Here is a 17,262-nt window from a genome sequence, read left to right as displayed (position 1 = left end):
TCCCGCATACAATTTTTAGCCTATGGCTCTGCGTTAAACGCGGTTTGACTGCACAGCATTGTGTTCGCCGGCTTGATGCTGAGAGCCGTTATTAGCAGCATGTGAATTAGCTGTATCAGAATGGGTTGAAGAGCTGCGCAGAAAACGCGTGACCAAAAAACCCGCGGCAATAGCGCCACCGATAAATAGGGCTGGCTCTTTTCTTCCGTAGTTTTCTGCTTCTTTACATAGCCCATGCAGATCCTTGTCGCGCATCGTTTGCGAAAAGCGGTCTACTTTTTGGGCAAGCCTTCTTGTCTGCTGTGAGCAAAATGGCTGTTTCTGGCGATCAAATTCGTCCGCAGCCTTCTGGAACACAGCACTTACTATTTTGGTTTGTTCGGCTGCGCTCTCGCGCTGTTGAGCAAACGCATTTTCCGCCTGCTGCTCTGCGGCATCTTTTATCTCTGCAGCGCTCTCTTGGCCTTTTTGTTTAAGCGAATCGTAATCATGTGAAGGGTGATGCTTTCCTTGTTCGGTCATAATGACATCCTCCGTGTCGTTTACTCTCTTCGAAAATGATCTATCCTCCAAAACTATAGCGGGCTACCTTTAGCTTTCAATTTAAAGCAGCCGGATTATCAAATAAACCTGAAAAACCAAACAAATATCAATCAACCCTGCAATTTAAATTAAAATAAAAACTTTTTAAAAATACAGACATTAATTAACAACCTATTCCTATAAAAAAGGGTGCCACTTATTAGTAGCACCCTTTTTATAGGTAAAAACAATCAATTAGGAAGTAGACTTCTTGGGAGACGGCTTATCATCGCCATCAGGATTGACATGGTGCGTGTCGGGCATTGGGTTGGCATCATCGTGGTGATCGTCGCGCTGATCTTTCTTCTGATCGTCTTTATCAGGTTGTTGCATATTACCTCCTACTACTTGGCAGCCCTGCTTGGTAGTCGCCCTACAGCCTTGCGTGCCAAGGGATGTGAATAGGTTTATACACTATAGTCGCTTGTCGTTTACTTGCCACAGCCCAGCACTACTCTCCCCAACCGATCTCGCCACGCCTCAGTTTATAAAACCGTCAAAACAGCCACTTGTGACAGCAGCGCATCATTAACAATGCCTGATTTAAAATTTAAACTGAGTTTATTAACGTTTACTATCCGCATTTTTATCTAACGATCCAACCACCTAATTACCTAACCTCTTGGCTATCATTTGCCCATCCTTGCGTCATTGGTCTACGTTAGTAATGGCGTGATTAAGCCCTTATAGGTGAGCCATCAAACTCTTAAAAATGTAAATGCGTAAATGTAAACACGCAAATGTAAATACATATAAGTAATCCCTTATGCTCTTTCAATTTCGCAGCTTTTTAATAGGCTAGCTTTAAAAGCAATACCAACCCATCTGTGCCAACAAAGGAGTGGACGCACATGAGCGATCAACAGCAACCCCCGCAGCATCAGAATCAACAGCCTGGCGCTGAACATGCAATGCAACCAACGCCGGAGTATATTCGCGAAAGCTATCGCGGTGCCGATAAGTTGTTAGATAAAATTGCCATTATTACTGGTGGCGACAGCGGTATTGGTAGAGCTGTGGCGGTGCATTACGCCCGTGAAGGTGCTGATAGTGTTATCGTGCACCTTAAAGAGCCTAAAGATGCCGAAGACACCAAACGCTTAGTAGAAGCAGAAGGACGACGCTGCCTGGTACTGCAAGGTGATGTGGCAGAACCGGCTTTTTGTCGCGACATTGTTGAACGCACCCTACAAGCATTTGGCAAGTTCAATGTGGTGGTTCATAACGCCGCTGAGCAGTATGACTGGGACGATGTCACGGATATTCCTGATGACCAGCTACTGCGCACGTTTCAAACCAATGTGTTCAGTCATTTTTACCTCACTAAAGCGGCGCTGCCTCACCTAAACAATGGCGATACCATTATCTCCACCTCCTCAATCAACGCTTTTAAAGGCAACGACACGCTGATTGATTACACCGCCACGAAGGGCGCCATTCAGGGATTTGTGCGGTCCATGGCGATGTCGTTAATGGATAGAGGTATTCGAGTTAATGCCGTGGCTCCTGGGCCTATCTGGACACCGCTAATTCCCGCCAGCTTTGATGAAGAGAAGGTCGCCAATTTTGGCGGGCAAGTGCCTATGAAGCGCCCCGGCCAACCGAGTGAAATTGGCCCAGCGTATGTGTATCTTGCCAGTGAAGAGTCGTCTTATATGAGCGGTCAGACGCTGCACTTAAACGGCGGCGTTATTTTGAATACCTGAGACATTAGTTATCAAAAGGGCGGCCAAGCCGCCCTTCTTAGCTTTCTACTTAAGTAGTAACCATGTGCGACAACTACACTACTATCCACATTTTGCTATCGCGTTAGCGTCTTGACCAGCACCTTGGATTTTCGGGCGTGGTTATAGGCTTCACGTTTTAACGGCGGTAGGTCATCTAAGCTTGCCGAGTGGAAACCATGTTCGACAAACCAATGGGCCGTGTGCGTCGTCAGTACAAACATTTCGGTCAGCCCACGCTGGCGGGCGCGTCGCTCTAATGCTTCCACCAAGCGCTCGCCGCGCTCACCGCCGCGATAGTTGCCGTGCACGGCGACACAGGCCATTTCCCCCACCGTGGTGTCAGGGAAAACATGCAGCGCGGCACAGCCAATCACCATGCCATCACGTTCAATGACCATGTAATCGTCAATTTCGTGCTCTAACCGCTCCCGCGAACGAGCTACCAACATGCCCCGTCGCTCAAGCGGCTCCAGCAGCTCTAGCAGACCAGCGACATCGTTTAATGTGGCCGGGCGCAGCTGCTCGTAGCGGTGCTGGGTGATCATGGTCCCAACGCCGTCGCGAGTGAATAACTCCCCTAACAGGGCATCGTGGTTACGCCAAGAAAGCAGGTGGGTGCGCGCCACCCCTTCTCGGGCCGCTGTGCAGGCGGCGTTCAAGTGGCGGGCCAGCTCACTACCCGGCAACGCCTGTTGCAGTCGCGGTTCGGCTTCTGCCGGAGAAAGCTGGCGTAATAGTGCGCCCTGCTCGTCTTCAAGCCCTTCTGATTCGCCTAATAGAATGAGCTTATCCGCTTTCAACGCGACGGCAGCATGTTGCGCCACTTCTGAGGCATCTAAATCAAACACTTCACCCGTACTGGAAAAGCCAAGCGGTGGCAGCAACACCAGAGAGCCTTTTTCCAGCAGCCCTTCAATGGCACTCGCGCGCACACGACGCACTTCACCGCTGTGGTCAAAATCGACGCCTTCACGTACACCAAGGGGCTTGGCGGTCACCAAGTTGCCAGAAATTACGCTTAGCTCCACCCCGTGCAGCGGCGTGCTAGGCAGGCCTAAAGAAAGCCGTGCTTCTAACCATAGCCGCTGATGTGCTGCCACCTGCTCCACATGGGCCATCACCGCTCGGTCAGCTACCCAGCGACCATCCACCCGTGTTGGCTCGACACCAGCAGTCGTCAACGCTTCGTGTACCTGCGGTCGAATACCAAACACCACGACTAACCGCACGCCCAAGGTGTGTAGCAGCGCTAAGTCCTGTATCAGCTGCTCTCCTCGGCCAGACGCCATGGCTTCGCCCTCAATTAAGATGACAAAGGTTCGTCCCCGGTGGGCATTAATGTAAGGGGAAGCGTTACGAAACCAATCAACAAAAGGGAAGCGTGTGTCCAAGGGCCGCTCTCCGGCAGCAGGTAAATGAAAATATCCGCGTTTACTTTAACAGAGCGCAAAAAACAGCGGCACCTTCTTGTGCAAATCAACCCGGAAACAGGCTAATTTGCGTGAAGGTGCCGCTGCGTTATCGACCTAAACTAGCATCGAGCAAGGGCGTACTATGGCGGATTTACTTCCGCATTAACCAAACATGCCTTTAAACATAAAGAAGAACAGGATAGCCAAGCCAGCGCCTGCAGGCAAAGTGATCAACCATGACATCGCAATCGTACCGATAACACGCAGATTAAGTGCCGCCATACCGCGTGCTAGCCCCACACCCAAGATCGCCCCTACCAGCGTATGGGTGGTTGAAATCGGCAAGCCAGTACCCGATGCCAGTACTACCGTAGTCGCGGCAGCCAGTGTAGCGGCAAAGCCACGGCTTGGCGTAAGCTCAGTAATGCCAGTACCTACGGTGGCAATCACTTTATGGCCGTAAGTAACAAGGCCGACCACAATGCCGCCGCCACCCAGCACCAGCACCCACCAAGGCACAAGCGCCGCGCTATCAATAACGCCTTCACTACGCACAACGCTAATGACTGCTGCCAGTGGGCCTACAGCGTTGGCAACATCGTTAGAACCATGGGCGAACGCCATCGCACAGGCCGTAAAGATCATTAGTACGCCGAACACCCGTTCAACGTTGGCGTAGCCAAAGTGATCGCTGGTGTTCTGAACGTATTTAACACGGCGTTCCATGATCACACCGAGCGCCATAATGATGATACCAATGACAACAGAAAGCAGCAGGCTTTGACCAAAGCTTAGGTCCAAACCAATGTGCTTTAAGCCCTTGGTCAGGGTGACCATCGCAACGATAAAGCCGACCAAAAAGATATACCCTGGTACATAACGCTTTGCAGCGCTGAAGGGGTCTTTATTTTCAAAAATAAGATGATGCACCGACTTAAACAGTACAAAGCCGATCGTACCTGCAAGCAGCGGTGAAATAAGCCAGCTAGATGCAATTTGACCTACCTTGCCCCAGGCAACCGCTTCTACACCAAGGCCTACCGCGCCAAAACCAACAATAGCGCCTACGATAGAGTGGGTAGTAGACACTGGCCAGCCACGCGCCGATGCAATCATTAGCCAGATAGCAGCTGCCAGCAGCGCGGAAAGCATGCCGTAAACCAATAGCTGAGGGTTATCTGCTAACAATACGGGGTCAAGCATCCCGCCTCGAATGGTTGCGGTCACTTCGCCACCCGCTAACCAAGCACCTAAAAACTCAAAGACAACCGCAATAATAATGGCTTGTTTGATGGTGATAGCCTTCGACCCTACCGAAGTCCCCATCGCATTGGCTACATCGTTAGCACCAACGCCCCAAGCCATAAAAAAGCCAAACACACAGGCCAGGATAATGAAGATTTCACTGTTCTGGACAATAATCTGCATGGAATTTCCTTAGCGGGCGGTCAAAATCTGTAGGCGGCTGCCCACGCGTTCGGCGCGATCGGATAGCTCACCAACCCAATCGATAATCTTGTAAAGAAAGATCACGTCGACCGGTGGAAGCTGATTCTCAAGCGCAAACAACTGTCGCCGAATGGTGATCTGTTGATCGTCAGCTTGGTGTTCAAGGGTGTGCAGCTCGCGGATCATCTTTTGCATGACATCAGACACATTGCGCCCAAAACCGGACTCAAGTAGGTCTTTCAGCTCTTCTAACGCCTGACGCGCCTGAGCCACGCAAGCTACGCTGGTTCGCATATAATCGCGCATGGGGTCAGCCAGCTCATCGGGCACGCGCATTTTACGGCCAAGCATAATGCCAGTAATGTCGCGCACCTTATTGGCGATCTTGTCTTGCACACTGATAAGGTCGAGCAAATCAGAACGCGAGACGGGAAGGAACATCGTGTTAGGCAGATTAAGCCGTAGCTCTGTTTTTAGCGTGTCGGCGTCATGCTCTAAGCGAGTGACGTTTTCACGCAGTTCAGATGCAGTGTCCCAGTCGCCAGCAAGCGATGCTTCAAAAAACGGCAACAATTGGTCGGCACATTCATTGGCCTTGACGATGTGGGCCAGCAATGGCTGGAATGGCGAGCGGCCAAACATCGCAGAAAAAGGATTGGGGGTAACCATATAGCCTTTAGCCTGTTTTCGGGGAGCCTGGAAATGGCGGGCGCCAGTATAAAGAGTGCGCCAGCCGCCGTCATGAAAAGTTCATAATGTCATCAAAATTTAACTGAAACGTCACGATAAAAAGGTGGCTAATGTCATGAAAAATTCAACTGCTTTTTCATCGCCTATTTCTGAACCAACAGAAATCGAGCTTAAACTTGCCCTTGCCCCCGCCCAGCGGAACGCGTTGCTGAGTCACTACGTGCTAGCCACATCACCCCAACAGCAGCACCTTGCGAACACCTATTTCGATACACCAGCAGGGGATATGGCAAAAGCACGAATTGCTGTGCGCCTACGCCAAATAGATGATCGCGTGCTACAAACGGTAAAAACCGCTGGCAAAGGTGGCGGTGGCCTTTCCACCCGACAAGAGTGGGAGTGGCAAGTCCCTGGTGCGCAGCTTGACCAACGTGGTTTGGCTGCCCTGCCGCCTTTTGAAGGTTCATTAAGCACAGCGATATCAGCGCTACGCCCTGCGCTGCGCACCGACTTTACTCGGCGCAGCTGGCAAATCGACTGGCTAGACAGCCACATCGAGCTAGTGCTAGACGAAGGGGAGATTGTCAGCGGTGGCGCTCAAGCCACTATTTGTGAAGTTGAGCTGGAATTAAAAGCGGGGGTACCAGAGGCGCTTTGGTCGCTGGCCTTGGTGCTTGCAGAAAGCGTGCCGCTGCGTCCTTCGGATACCAGCAAAGCGGCGCGTGGAAATGCGTTAGGCGCGCAGCAGTGGTTACTACCCGAGGCTGACACACCGGCTCAGTGGCTGCACAGGGCCACGATGGCGCTGGATGCCTATCACGACAGTGGGCTTGCACAGCATCTAACCATCACACAACAGGCGCTAGCCACGCTGGCCGCCCACCCACAGCTGGATGAAAACGCCCGCTGCGATGCTCATACCCTGACCACGGCACTGACTGACAACGGGCAACCAACGCCCGCTTACGGCGTTGCTGCGTTAACGTTGGCGCATCGCTTCGCCTATCAAACCACGCTACGCTAGAAACATTTAGCCCACTTCAGGATGACGCGATGAGTTTTCAATTAACTCCCGGTGCAGAAGGACTTCGCACGCGACTTTTTCATATTATTTTTGAGTCCGATACGCCGGGGGCCAAAGCCTTTGATATTGCGCTAATTATCGCCATTTTAATGAGCGTGGCTGTCATTTTGCTAGACAGCGTAGACAGTTATTCCGAGCGTTACGGACACATTTTTCTCTATGTAGAGTGGGTATTTACGCTGCTATTTACGATTGAACTAGCGGTGAGGATTTACTGCCTAGAGCGCCCTTTCTTATACTTGAAGAGCTTTTACGGCATTGTTGACCTGCTAGCCATTTTGCCTACTTGGCTCGTACTGCTTGTACCCGGCGCTCACGGGCTCGTCATTGTTCGTATTCTGCGTGTCTTACGCATCTTTCGTATTCTGCGTTTAATGGAGTTTGTTGGGGAAGCACATCTGCTCATCAGTGCACTCAAACGCAGCCTACGCCAAATTTTGTTGTTTTTTAGCAGCATTATGATGGTGGTGATGCTATTTGCGGCGCTGATGTACACCATCGAGTCGCCGGAAGCAGGCTTTACCAGCATACCGATGTCAATGTACTGGGCAATCGTCAGCATGACCACGGTGGGCTATGGCGACATTGTGCCTGCCACCTCAGTCGGCAAGACCATCACGGTGATCTTGATGCTGCTCGGGTACTCGATTATTGCAGTGCCGACCGGAGTATTTTCCGCCCAGGTTATCCGCTCTATCCGCGAAGACCGCTACTCAGAAGAAGCTTGCCCCGGCTGTGGCCACGACCACCATGAAAAACGCGCCCGCTATTGTCTACGCTGTGGCACATGGCTGGATGAAGAAACAGAAGACCCACGCAAGAAATCAGCGAAAACGGGGGAAGACGACGAAAGCCTAAAACAGTAAAGCACTTACAAGCTGCAAAGCGCTTACAAACAACAAAGCACTTACAAACAGCAAAGCACTTACACGAAGCAAACATCGCTTTAGCTAGAAAACGTCTATTAACTGGCTAAAGCGATTTCTTTATGCATGTTGAAGCCACTTTCATGACCGGGGTTCTAAACAGCGTTAAGACTCAAACGGCGAAATATCGCCACGCCCTTCCCGTATGATTTTGGGTGGCAGTTCACGTAGATCAATTACACTGGTGGGATCAAGGTGACAGGCTCCGCCATCGATAATGGCATCAAGATGTGCCCCAAAGCGGTCGCGGATCTCTTCAGGGTCGCTCATTGGCAAGGTATCGCCTACTGGAATCAACGTCACGCTCATCAGAGGCTCACCCAGCGCAGCAAGCAACGCATGGGTAATGCGGTGGTCGGGCACGCGTACGCCAATAGAACGGCGCTTCGGGTGCAGTAACAGCCGCGGCACTTCGGTGGTGGCATCTAAAATAAAGGTATAAGGCCCTGGGGTGTGAGCCTTGAGCAACCTAAATACGGCGTTATCCACTTTAGCGTAAGTGCCAATCTCGGAAAGATCCGAACACATCAGTGTGAAATTGTGTTTATCGTCTAACGAGCGCAGCCACTTGATCTTTTCAATGGCCTTTTTTTCACCCAAGTGACAGCCCAGTGCATAGCCTGAATCCGTTGGGTACGCGACCACTCCACCTTTACGGATGATATCGATGGCTTGATCAATCAAGCGTTTCTGTGGGTTTTCGGGGTGAATCTGAAAATATTGACTCATCACTTGCTCCTGCCCGTGGGCACATCGTTGTCCATTTAGTTTCAAGGTTAGCCGATATGCGCTTTAAGACCCAGGGCCTAACATGCCACTGGGTGCATCGCGTAAATGAATTAAGCGCGAATGCTGCCAAATTGGCGGCGCAGCAGTGCGTGGTATGACACTCATACTGCCGGGGGCGGCATGGCTGCCAGGAAAATGAAAATCGCTGCCCATAGAGGCGTATAAGTTGCGTTCGACCAATTGCCGAGCCAGATCACGGGTGCTATCAGGGTTTTGCTGTCCGCTCACCAGCTCAGCGCTTTGCCCGCCTGCAGCTTGAAAGGCATCCATCAGCAAACCTCGCTTGCGCCGGGTAAGCCCATAGCGCAACGGGTGCGCCAGCACCGCCACGCCGCCAGAGGCAACCACCCAGGCCACTGCTTCACTGATTTCTGGCCAGTGGGCTTTTACATCGCCTTTTTTACCACTGCCTAAATAGCGCTTAAACGCGCCAGCCCAGTCAGCAACCACACCTTCGGCGACCAGCGCGCGGGCAAAATCGGGTCTGCCTAATGGGCGGTCGCTGCCTGCCTGGGCGCGTGCCTTTTCTAGCGCGTTTGGTAAGCCCATTTTTTCTAATCGCTCAGCGATCACCTCAGCGCGTTGGATACGTGCTTCGCGCTGCTGCTTAAGCCCCTCTACCAGAGGCCCTTGCAAGCCGCCGGGCATAAGCGCCACAACGTGAATATTGATCCCTTGCCAACGCGTAGATAACTCGCAGCCAGGTATCAAGCATAAGCCTGCCTGCTCTGCTGCCGCACTTGCCTCGTCAACACCATCCATAGTGTCATGGTCAGTCAGCGACATGTGGGTAAGGCCACGCTCAGCACATAGCTTTACTAGCTCAGTAGGGGTTAGCGCGCCGTCTGACGCGGTAGAGTGCATGTGTAAATCCACCGAGTATCGCTGGTCGACATCAAACACCGGAGGCAGAGCGTTTGCAGGAAGATAGTTCGCAGGAAGTAAGGGCATAAGCATGACGCCATGTGGCGAGTTTGTCAGAATAGGAAGGTGTGAATAAAAATGGTGTGAACAAACAGGCATCCTGTTTCCCTTTCACGGTCTACAGGCGCTCGCCATGGTGCGCGCTTACAAGGGCGCGGTCAATTCGACACTGGACAACCGCCCCAGCACTCAAGGAGTTATCCCCATGCTTTACGCTATTATCAGTGAAGATGTATCCAACAGCTTGGAGCGCCGATTGGCGGCACGCCCGGATCACCTTGCTCGTCTGGAAAAGCTGCGTGATGAAGGCCGCTTGGTTCTGGCAGGGCCTCACCCGGCTATAGATACCGATAACCCAGGCGATGCGGGCTTTAGCGGCAGCTTGGTCGTTGCCGAATTTGAAAGCCTTGATGCCGCGCAAGCATGGGCAGACGCGGATCCATACATCATTGCAGGGGTCTATGCCAAGGTAATTGTTAAGCCGTTTAAAAAAGTTATGCCTTGACCGATTGAGGCGAGTGTGAAGAGTCCGCCTTCTTTTTCACAGAGCCTGTGGAAAACTCTGTGAAAACTCGGCGGACGCTTTTCTCTAGGCCAGAGATAATGCCCGCATCAACAAGTTGATCATTTTTTAACCAATTTATATCACTCATTTTCACACCATGGGATATCCGCGTGACCCAACGCTCCACTGACCTGCCTCCGCTCTTGGCATTAAGCGCCCCTTCACTCACTTGGGACGAGACGTCGCCCCATTCAGACGCTTTCGACGATGTGTATTTTTCTAGGGAAGATGGCCGGGCTGAAACCGAGCACGTTTTCCTGGGGGCGAATCACCTCCCCGAGCGCTTTGCGAATTGGCAACACCACCGCGCGTTTGTGATTGGCGAAACAGGCTTTGGCACCGGACTTAATATGCTGTGCGCATGGGCCTGTTTTGAACAGCACGCACAGAGTACTGCGCGCCTGCATTTGTTATCCACCGAGAAATACCCTCTTGATCGGACGTCTCTTGAGCGCGCGTTAAACGCCTGGCCTTCTTTGGCGCACTACGCACAGGTGCTATGCGCCCAGTGGCCAGAACCAGTCAGCGGTATTCATCGTCTTCATCTCAGCGACCGAGTAACCCTCGACCTGCACTTTGGCGATACAACCGAACGGTTGAACCTGTTAGACGGCCAAGTCGACGCCTGGTTTTTAGATGGCTTCGCGCCTGCTAAAAACCCAGCAATGTGGCAGCCTGAACTATTCGACGCTATGGCCGCGCGCTCTCGCCCTGGGGCCACCTTTGCCACATTTACCTGCGCAGGTGTCGTTAAACGAGGATTAAAAGCAGCGGGGTTTAGCTGGCAAAAGGTGCCTGGATTTGGGCGGAAGCGGGAAATGTTAGCAGGCTATATCGACACACCGCCTAAAGACACTCGCCGCCAATCAACGCCTTGGTTTATGCCACCTACGGACAAGCCTGCTAACCATGTGGTCGTTATTGGGGCGGGCATGGCCGGTTGCAGCGTAGCAGCGGCGTTGGCCAAGCGCGGGATTAAGGTAACGGTCATTGAACGCGATGCTCCTGGCGCAGGTGGCTCCGGTAATCGCCAGGGAGCGCTGTATGTAAAGCTAGCAGCGGAAACGAATCACCAGAGTCGGTTCTATTTATCAGGGCTTCTCTACAGCCAGCGCTGGCTTAGCCAGCAGGCGTTCACCTCACCACAGGAAACGCCGCTGTGGCAGCCGTGTGGCGTGGTACAACTGGCGTTAAGTGACAAGGAGGCTACTCGCCAGCAGCGCTTTATGGCACGCCACCCACTGCCAGAAGCGGTGGTATCTGCGCAAAGCGAGACACTTAGTGAGCTGGTGGGTCTTCCCATCACTGCGGGTCATGGACTGTTTTATCCCCAGGCAGGCTGGGTGCGCCCCAAACTACTCTGCAAACACCTGCTACAGCATGCGAATATCACCTTGCACCACGGGGAAGTAGCCAATCTACAGCCCCACGACAGCGCATGGCAGGTTGAATTGGCCAGCAGTGAAACGCTGACCGCTGATCACGTTGTGGTGGCCAATGCGTCGTTAGCTAACCGCTTTGAACAAACGGCAGCGCTTCCATTACAACAAGTTCGCGGCCAGGTAAGCGAAATGAAGCTTCCTGAGGGAGTTCAAGGCCCGCAACGTGTGGTATGCGCGGGCGGCTATGTGTCGCCGCCAGTGGAAGGCGTGCTGACGTTTGGGGCCAGCTTTATGCCTAATAACGCCACGAGCGACGTTACAACAGCAGATCATCAGCGCAATATTGATGAATTACGCCAAACACTGCCTGAATGGGTCGCAACACTTGAGACTGCGGGCGTGGCGCTGAGCCCTGACACGCTAGCAGGTCGTGCTGCAGTAAGGGCAGCCAGCCCTGACAAAAGCCCCTACGCCGGGCCAGTACCCCATGCCGACGCATGGCAACAGGATTACGTGGCGCTGCAAAAAGATGCTTCTAACGTGCCTGATACCCAAGGTGAGCACCATTCAGGGCTGTGGATATCGACCGCTCACGGCTCTCGGGGACTTTCCAGTGCTCCGCTCTGCGCCGAAGTCATTGCCTCACGACTATGTGATGACCCTATGCCGCTAGAGCTAACGTTAGTGGACCATTTACATCCAGGACGACGAATTATCAGTGCACTAATACGCGCTCAGTAATCGCCCTCTTCCTCATCGTCGGCAAGATCTCGCCCAAAGGAGCGCCACTGGGCGAGGGTCATCACTTCGGTCATTTCCAATTCTAGGTCGTGAGCAATAATCAACTCGTGACGCTCAAGCTGCTGTTTAAGCTCGGCTACCCAGCCATTCATACCTGCGCCAGTATCAGTGGTGTCATACCCCTGACGAGTCACAAATGCTTCAAGCAACGCATCCAGCGTTTCCGGCGGTAGTAGTCGCGCGGGCACTTCTATAAAACGGCTCATATAAAACGGCTCATTCACTCTGCTCCCAGGCAGCTAGACGCTCGATAAAGGTGGCTTCATCGATCACTTCAACGCCCAGTTGCTCTGCTTTGGTTAACTTACTGCCTGCGGCCTCGCCTGCCACAAGACAGGTGGTTTTCTTGGAAACACTGCCTGCCACTTTAGCGCCTAGTGCTTGTAACCGCGCTTTTCCTTCATCGCGGGTCATACTGTCCATCGTACCAGTGAGCACCCAGGTTTGACCTGCTAAGGGCGTTGGGCCTTGCGTTACTTCACTCTCCTGCCAAGTGATACCTGCATCAAGTAAGGCTTTCAGCGTTTCTAGGTTATGGGGCTGACGGAAAAAGGTGTGAACATGAGCGGCGACAATCGGGCCAACATCATTAACCGCCTCCAGCGCTGTTTGATCAGCTTCTTGCAGGGTCTGCAGAGTGCCAAAGTGGCTGGCTAAGTTTGCTGCTGTGGCTTCACCTACTTCCCGAATACCCAAGGCGTAAATGAAGCGTGCCAGCGTGGTGTGCTTGGCCTTACCCAAGGCATTTACTAAGTTGGCCGAGGACTTTTCACCCATGCGTGGCAGCCCCTGAAGCTGCTCAGCCGATAGGTGAAATAAGTCCGCCGGTGTTTTCACCCAGTCCAGATCCACCAACTGCTCAATCAGCTTTTCACCCAATCCATCCACATCTAACGCTTTACGACTGGCGAAATGCTTCAGGGCCTCTTTGCGCTGTGCGGCACAATAAAGCCCACCCGAGCAGCGAGCGACCGCCTCACCTGCCAGCCGTTCAATATCTGAACCGCACACCGGGCAGTGGTCGGGAAAAATAATTTCTCGCGCCTCGGCCGGACGCTTTTCGATATCTACCCGCACCACCTGCGGAATCACGTCACCTGCACGCCGGATGGCCACCGTATCGCCAATCATCACACCTAAGCGAGTGATCTCATCGGCATTATGCAGCGTAGCGTTCGATACCGTCACACCGGCAACAGTGACCGGCGCTAGCCTAGCAACCGGGGTAATTGCACCGGTACGGCCTACCTGAAATTCCACATCGTTTAGCGTTGTGACTTCTTCCTGGGCAGGAAACTTAAACGCTACCGCCCAGCGTGGCGCGCGCGCGACAAAGCCAAGTTCTCGCTGCTGGCGTAGGTCGTTTACTTTAATCACGACGCCATCAATGTCGTAACCCAACTGGTCGCGCTTTTCACCCAGCCGCTCGCAGTAATCGGCCACCAACTCAGGGCCATTGACAGTCCGAAGTTCGGCGCTTGCGCGAAAGCCCCACGCTTTGAGCTTTTCCATTTGCTGGCTATGGGTTGTCATTGCGTCATTGCTAAGCGCGCCGTCACCCAAATGCATCATATCGATGCGGGCAACTTGATAAGCATGAAACTCTAATGGGCGAGTTGCGGTAATTCGCGGATCAAGCTGACGTAGGCTGCCAGCCGCCGCATTACGCGGGTTAGCGAATACCTTGCTGCCTTCTTCCCTGGCTCGATCATTGAGCGCTTCAAAACCCGCGTGGCGCATAATGACTTCGCCACGTACTTCTAACAGCGCTGGAATGCTGTCACCCATTAGCTTTAACGGAACAGACCGTAAGGTTCGCAAATTCGATGTAATACCTTCCCCCGTACGGCCATCGCCACGGGTCGCGCCACTAACCAGTACGCCCTGCTCGTACACTAGCGAGACTGCAGCACCGTCGAGCTTCGGCTCACAGCTAAATTCAATCTCCCCAGCCTCACACTCCAAGCGTTCAGCAACACGCTCGGCAAACGCCGTAATGTCGTCACGGCTAAAAGCGTTATCTAACGACAGCATCGGAATCGCATGAGCAACTTCAGGAAACCCTTCTGCTGGCGCGGCCCCTACCCGCTGAGTAGGGGAATCAGGTGACACTACCTCAGGGTATTCAGATTCCAGCTGCTTCAACCGCTGCAGCTTGCGGTCATAATCTGCATCGGTCAGCTTTGGCTCGTCCAACACGTAGTAGCGGTAGTTTGCATCATCCAGGTCAGCGCGCAGCTGACTAATCTCTTCTAGCAGTATGGTTTCAGGCTGACTCATTCAATTGTTCCGGCATACAAAAACAGGTGTTTAGTAACAAAAACACCCGCCTTCTTAGGGAAGGCGGGTGTTAACGTAATGTGCTGCTTAACGCGCTTGAAGTTGACGATGCAGACGATGACGACGCTCAAACTCATGAACACGCTGTCTTGCGAATTCAATGGTTTGTGCCGTCATTACGCTACGGTTCTCATCTTTAAGCTCGCCACCCATATGGCGTACGACCACCATCGCCGTTTCAACCATGGCTTCAAACGCTGCTGAGCTATCTTCAGCACCCGGCAGTGGCATCAGGAACGTAATACCAGGGGTTACAAACTCATCCATTTCTTCAATCGGGAACGTACCTGGTTTAAGGACATTCACCATTGAAAACTGTAGTTCGCTGTCGAAACTTTCAGTTTCAAAACGATGGAAAACCCCCATTTCACGGCTATAACGAAGGCCACAGGCCATGATTAGCTCAAGCAGCTTTCCGCCATCAAACCCTTCAGGTTCCCGCGAAAGCACACTAATTACGACCATTTCAGCAGCGTCAGTTAGCGTATCTCGGGCTCGCTCGCTATTAACATCGTGACGTAACGCTTTTTCTAATGTGGGATGCGTACGAACAACATTATCCCGATACCCTATTTCAGGTGCGTCATCGTCGTAGCCAACTTCATAGTTATCACCATCGTGGTAACTATCATCGTAACTATCGTCGTAAACGTCGCGAGTAGAGACTGTCGGTTCACTATGTTGTGCCGCTTCACGTTCCGCAGCGGCAGCGATCGCAGCCGCCTCTCGCGCTTCTGCTTGCTCTTGGGCAATACGGGCTTTTTCGGCGTCTGCCGCTTCTTTGGCTTCACGACGCTGTTGCGCTTCAAGCGCCTTACGTTCAGCTTCAAGCGCTTTGCGTTCAGCTTTTTGCTTAGCGAGAGCTTCCGCACGTTTAGCTTTTTCGGCTTTCTTACGCGCTTTTTCTTTACGGCGCTCAATTAAGCGACGTTTAAAGGAGCGTCCAATGCCTTCGAAGTCGACTAAGCGGTATTCATCAACCTCATCATCGTCTAACTCTCTCTCTTCACCGGCAGTGTCTGAACGGAGCTGGCGTCGCTTAGGCACGCCAGACGCATGATGTGCTGCATCTTCCGGTTCGACTCTTAGCGTTGGCTCTGCTTGCTCTTCGCTTAGCTCCGCCGTTGGCGCGGTTTTTACTGCTGTTTCTTCAGCACTCATCGAACTCATCGAGGAGTTGTTTACTTCCTCTGACACCGTCTCTTCAGACATTTGAGGATCAGTAGTTACTGTTTCTTGTGGGGACGCTGCCTGTTTTTTCTCAGCATTAGCCACTTGGTCACCGGCATCCAGCGGCGAATTCTCGGCCCGTTCAGATATTGGCTGCGTTTCACTATTATCATTATCGGCGCTAGAGACATTATCGGCGCTAGAGATACCCGAACCAGAGCTATCAGAATTAGAAGCGTCCGTGAAAGCTGATGTGTGTGCTTTCTGAGGCTCGACATTAACATTAGGGGTTTCGTCGGCCATAAATACGCTCGGCTCCCGGCGTTCAGGTTCAGCAACAGCAGACAAGCCCAGCGTGTGCTCGACCGAAGCGTTATCTAACTGAACAGATGAATGTTTCGCCGACGTGGAGTGCCCGACAGTAGACGGCTGCTCGTGTTTGAGAGGCTCATTTTTGCGCGGCTCGTTTTTACGAGACCAAGAGAAATGTGCATTAGCTTTTGACTTAGCTGAGCTGGCAGAATTTGAAAAAGAACGGCGAAAATCAGACAGCACCCTGGATGGCCCTGGATGCTCCTGGCGCTCTAGCTTGGGTTTTTGACCAAGATTACTATAATCAGCAGGCTTAATAACTCGGGCTCCGCCGTTGGGCAGCTCCCAGTTTATTTCAGCTTCTTTGATCTCATCATTAAATTCTTCGATCTTAGCTGCTGGTAAATCGTTGACTGCTTGATCCAGACGGGGCACACGACGTTGGCGCTGGAGCCTGCGCACACCATCAACCACAATTAGCGATACCAGTGCCAGTCCTAGAATGATTAACCACTCTCTTAGTTCCATGTCGAGCATTCCATGGGTCAATATACCGGTTGCAAAAGTGCGATGCCTGAAGGCGTAACATGTCCAATGTTAGCTAACTACTATCAAGCATAGCGCGGTTGCTACAAAAGGGGCCACTTTTTGTGGATTTTCACGCATTCATGCCGTTTGGTTGGCTTCAAGCGTAATTTTGGACTGGATTACCTGTAAAAAGTGCCATTTTAACGCTAATTTGTCCCGATATCTGCATTATCATGCCATCATTTACGTTTCATCATGCCATCATTTACGTTTCGCTGAGGGCTATTCTTCTTATTGCGTGCACTTTTTAACACGTGCTTTCGATGCATACGCCTCCCTTAACCTACGCGTATGAAGGCGACAGATACAGAGCAGGCTATTTTTTTAACTTTCCGCAATAAAACGACACATTTCTGCTGACAGCTCTCTTCATGATGCTTCCTAAAACACGATTTCTAAAGATCGATTTCTAAAAAGCGTGGAACATCATAAAAGCATTTAATAACCAATAGACTATAGCATATTGCTTTTAATTCTTAACAAGCCATGGGCTAAAGGTAATATAAGTTCATATTTTGTAA

The 17,262-nt window shown here is 52.1% G+C and carries 15 protein-coding genes; 5 read left to right on the top strand and 10 right to left on the bottom strand.

All coding sequences use genetic code 11. The annotated features are described in order from the left end of the window. Window positions 1-33: 33 nt before the first annotated feature. Window positions 34-522: a hypothetical protein gene (locus CR46_RS0102270; protein WP_051690100.1), complete on the bottom strand. Its 489-nt coding sequence runs from the start codon at window positions 520-522 to the stop codon at window positions 34-36. 255 nt (window positions 523-777) lie between these two features. Then, a complete protein-coding gene (locus CR46_RS18385; protein ID WP_198023685.1) occupies window positions 778-915 on the bottom strand; it encodes a hypothetical protein in 138 nt (45 codons plus the stop codon). A gap of 518 nt (window positions 916-1,433) precedes the next feature. Between CR46_RS18385 and CR46_RS0102260 the strand changes: the two genes are divergently transcribed. Further along, window positions 1,434-2,288 carry an SDR family oxidoreductase gene (locus tag CR46_RS0102260; RefSeq protein WP_030069733.1) on the top strand — a complete coding sequence of 285 codons (855 nt, stop codon included), beginning with the start codon at window positions 1,434-1,436 and terminating at the stop codon, window positions 2,286-2,288. Between the two features lie 95 nt (window positions 2,289-2,383). Here CR46_RS0102260 and argA read toward each other — a convergent pair whose 3' ends face one another. The 3 genes from argA to CR46_RS0102245 all read right to left on the bottom strand — a co-directional run bounded on the left by argA (window position 2,384) and on the right by CR46_RS0102245 (window position 5,839). Next, on the bottom strand, window positions 2,384-3,700 hold the full coding sequence (gene argA / locus CR46_RS0102255; protein ID WP_030069732.1) for an amino-acid N-acetyltransferase: 1,317 nt from the start codon (window positions 3,698-3,700) through the stop codon (window positions 2,384-2,386). Window positions 3,701-3,883: 183 nt separating this feature from the next. After that, complete coding sequence (locus tag CR46_RS0102250; RefSeq protein ID WP_030069731.1) at window positions 3,884-5,149, bottom strand: inorganic phosphate transporter; 1,266 nt, start codon at window positions 5,147-5,149, stop codon at window positions 3,884-3,886. 9 nt (window positions 5,150-5,158) lie between these two features. After that, window positions 5,159-5,839 (bottom strand): TIGR00153 family protein, encoded by a 681-nt coding sequence (locus tag CR46_RS0102245; protein WP_030069729.1) that lies wholly within the window; start codon window positions 5,837-5,839, stop codon window positions 5,159-5,161. Between the two features lie 136 nt (window positions 5,840-5,975). Here CR46_RS0102245 and CR46_RS0102240 point away from each other — a divergent pair, with 136 nt between their 5' ends. Together CR46_RS0102240 and CR46_RS0102235 are read left to right on the top strand one after the other, a co-directional pair. Then, on the top strand, window positions 5,976-6,884 hold the full coding sequence (locus CR46_RS0102240) for a CYTH domain-containing protein (RefSeq protein WP_030069727.1): 909 nt from the start codon (window positions 5,976-5,978) through the stop codon (window positions 6,882-6,884). A 29-nt stretch (window positions 6,885-6,913) separates the two neighbouring features. Then, complete coding sequence (locus CR46_RS0102235; RefSeq protein ID WP_030069725.1) at window positions 6,914-7,810, top strand: ion transporter; 897 nt, start codon at window positions 6,914-6,916, stop codon at window positions 7,808-7,810. A 165-nt stretch (window positions 7,811-7,975) separates the two neighbouring features. Here the strand turns inward: CR46_RS0102235 and CR46_RS0102230 are convergent, their stop codons facing one another. Next, entirely contained in the window at window positions 7,976-8,599 is a 624-nt protein-coding gene (locus tag CR46_RS0102230) for an L-threonylcarbamoyladenylate synthase (RefSeq protein WP_030069723.1), read from the bottom strand. Between the two features lie 63 nt (window positions 8,600-8,662). After that, window positions 8,663-9,610, bottom strand: a complete 948-nt coding sequence (locus CR46_RS0102225; protein WP_035536198.1) for a PHP domain-containing protein — start codon at window positions 9,608-9,610, stop codon at window positions 8,663-8,665. Between the two features lie 178 nt (window positions 9,611-9,788). Between CR46_RS0102225 and CR46_RS0102220 the strand changes: the two genes are divergently transcribed. Continuing rightward, on the top strand, window positions 9,789-10,088 hold the full coding sequence (locus CR46_RS0102220) for a YciI family protein (protein WP_030069719.1): 300 nt from the start codon (window positions 9,789-9,791) through the stop codon (window positions 10,086-10,088). Between the two features lie 170 nt (window positions 10,089-10,258). Next, window positions 10,259-12,271 (top strand): bifunctional tRNA (5-methylaminomethyl-2-thiouridine)(34)-methyltransferase MnmC2/FAD-dependent 5-carboxymethylaminomethyl-2-thiouridine(34) oxidoreductase MnmC1, encoded by a 2,013-nt coding sequence (mnmC, locus tag CR46_RS0102215; protein WP_030069717.1) that lies wholly within the window; start codon window positions 10,259-10,261, stop codon window positions 12,269-12,271. Here mnmC and CR46_RS0102210 read toward each other — a convergent pair. The 3 genes from CR46_RS0102210 to CR46_RS0102200 all read right to left on the bottom strand — a co-directional run bounded on the left by CR46_RS0102210 (window position 12,265) and on the right by CR46_RS0102200 (window position 16,681). Then, a complete protein-coding gene (locus tag CR46_RS0102210; protein ID WP_030069715.1) occupies window positions 12,265-12,537 on the bottom strand; it encodes a YheU family protein in 273 nt (90 codons plus the stop codon). The genes mnmC and CR46_RS0102210 overlap by 7 nt on opposite strands. Window positions 12,538-12,547: 10 nt before the next feature. Then, window positions 12,548-14,611 carry an NAD-dependent DNA ligase LigA gene (gene ligA / locus CR46_RS0102205; RefSeq protein ID WP_030069712.1) on the bottom strand — a complete coding sequence of 688 codons (2,064 nt, stop codon included), beginning with the start codon at window positions 14,609-14,611 and terminating at the stop codon, window positions 12,548-12,550. 87 nt (window positions 14,612-14,698) lie between these two features. Beyond that, entirely contained in the window at window positions 14,699-16,681 is a 1,983-nt protein-coding gene (locus CR46_RS0102200; protein ID WP_030069710.1) for a cell division protein ZipA, read from the bottom strand. Between the last annotated feature and the right edge of the window lie 581 nt (window positions 16,682-17,262).

This window comes from Vreelandella neptunia, from assembly GCF_000712975.1.
GTDB classification, from domain to species: domain Bacteria; phylum Pseudomonadota; class Gammaproteobacteria; order Pseudomonadales; family Halomonadaceae; genus Vreelandella; species Vreelandella qaidamensis.
The sequence above is the reverse complement of the archived record's forward strand: the minus strand, read 5'-3'. Positions and strand labels throughout refer to the sequence as shown.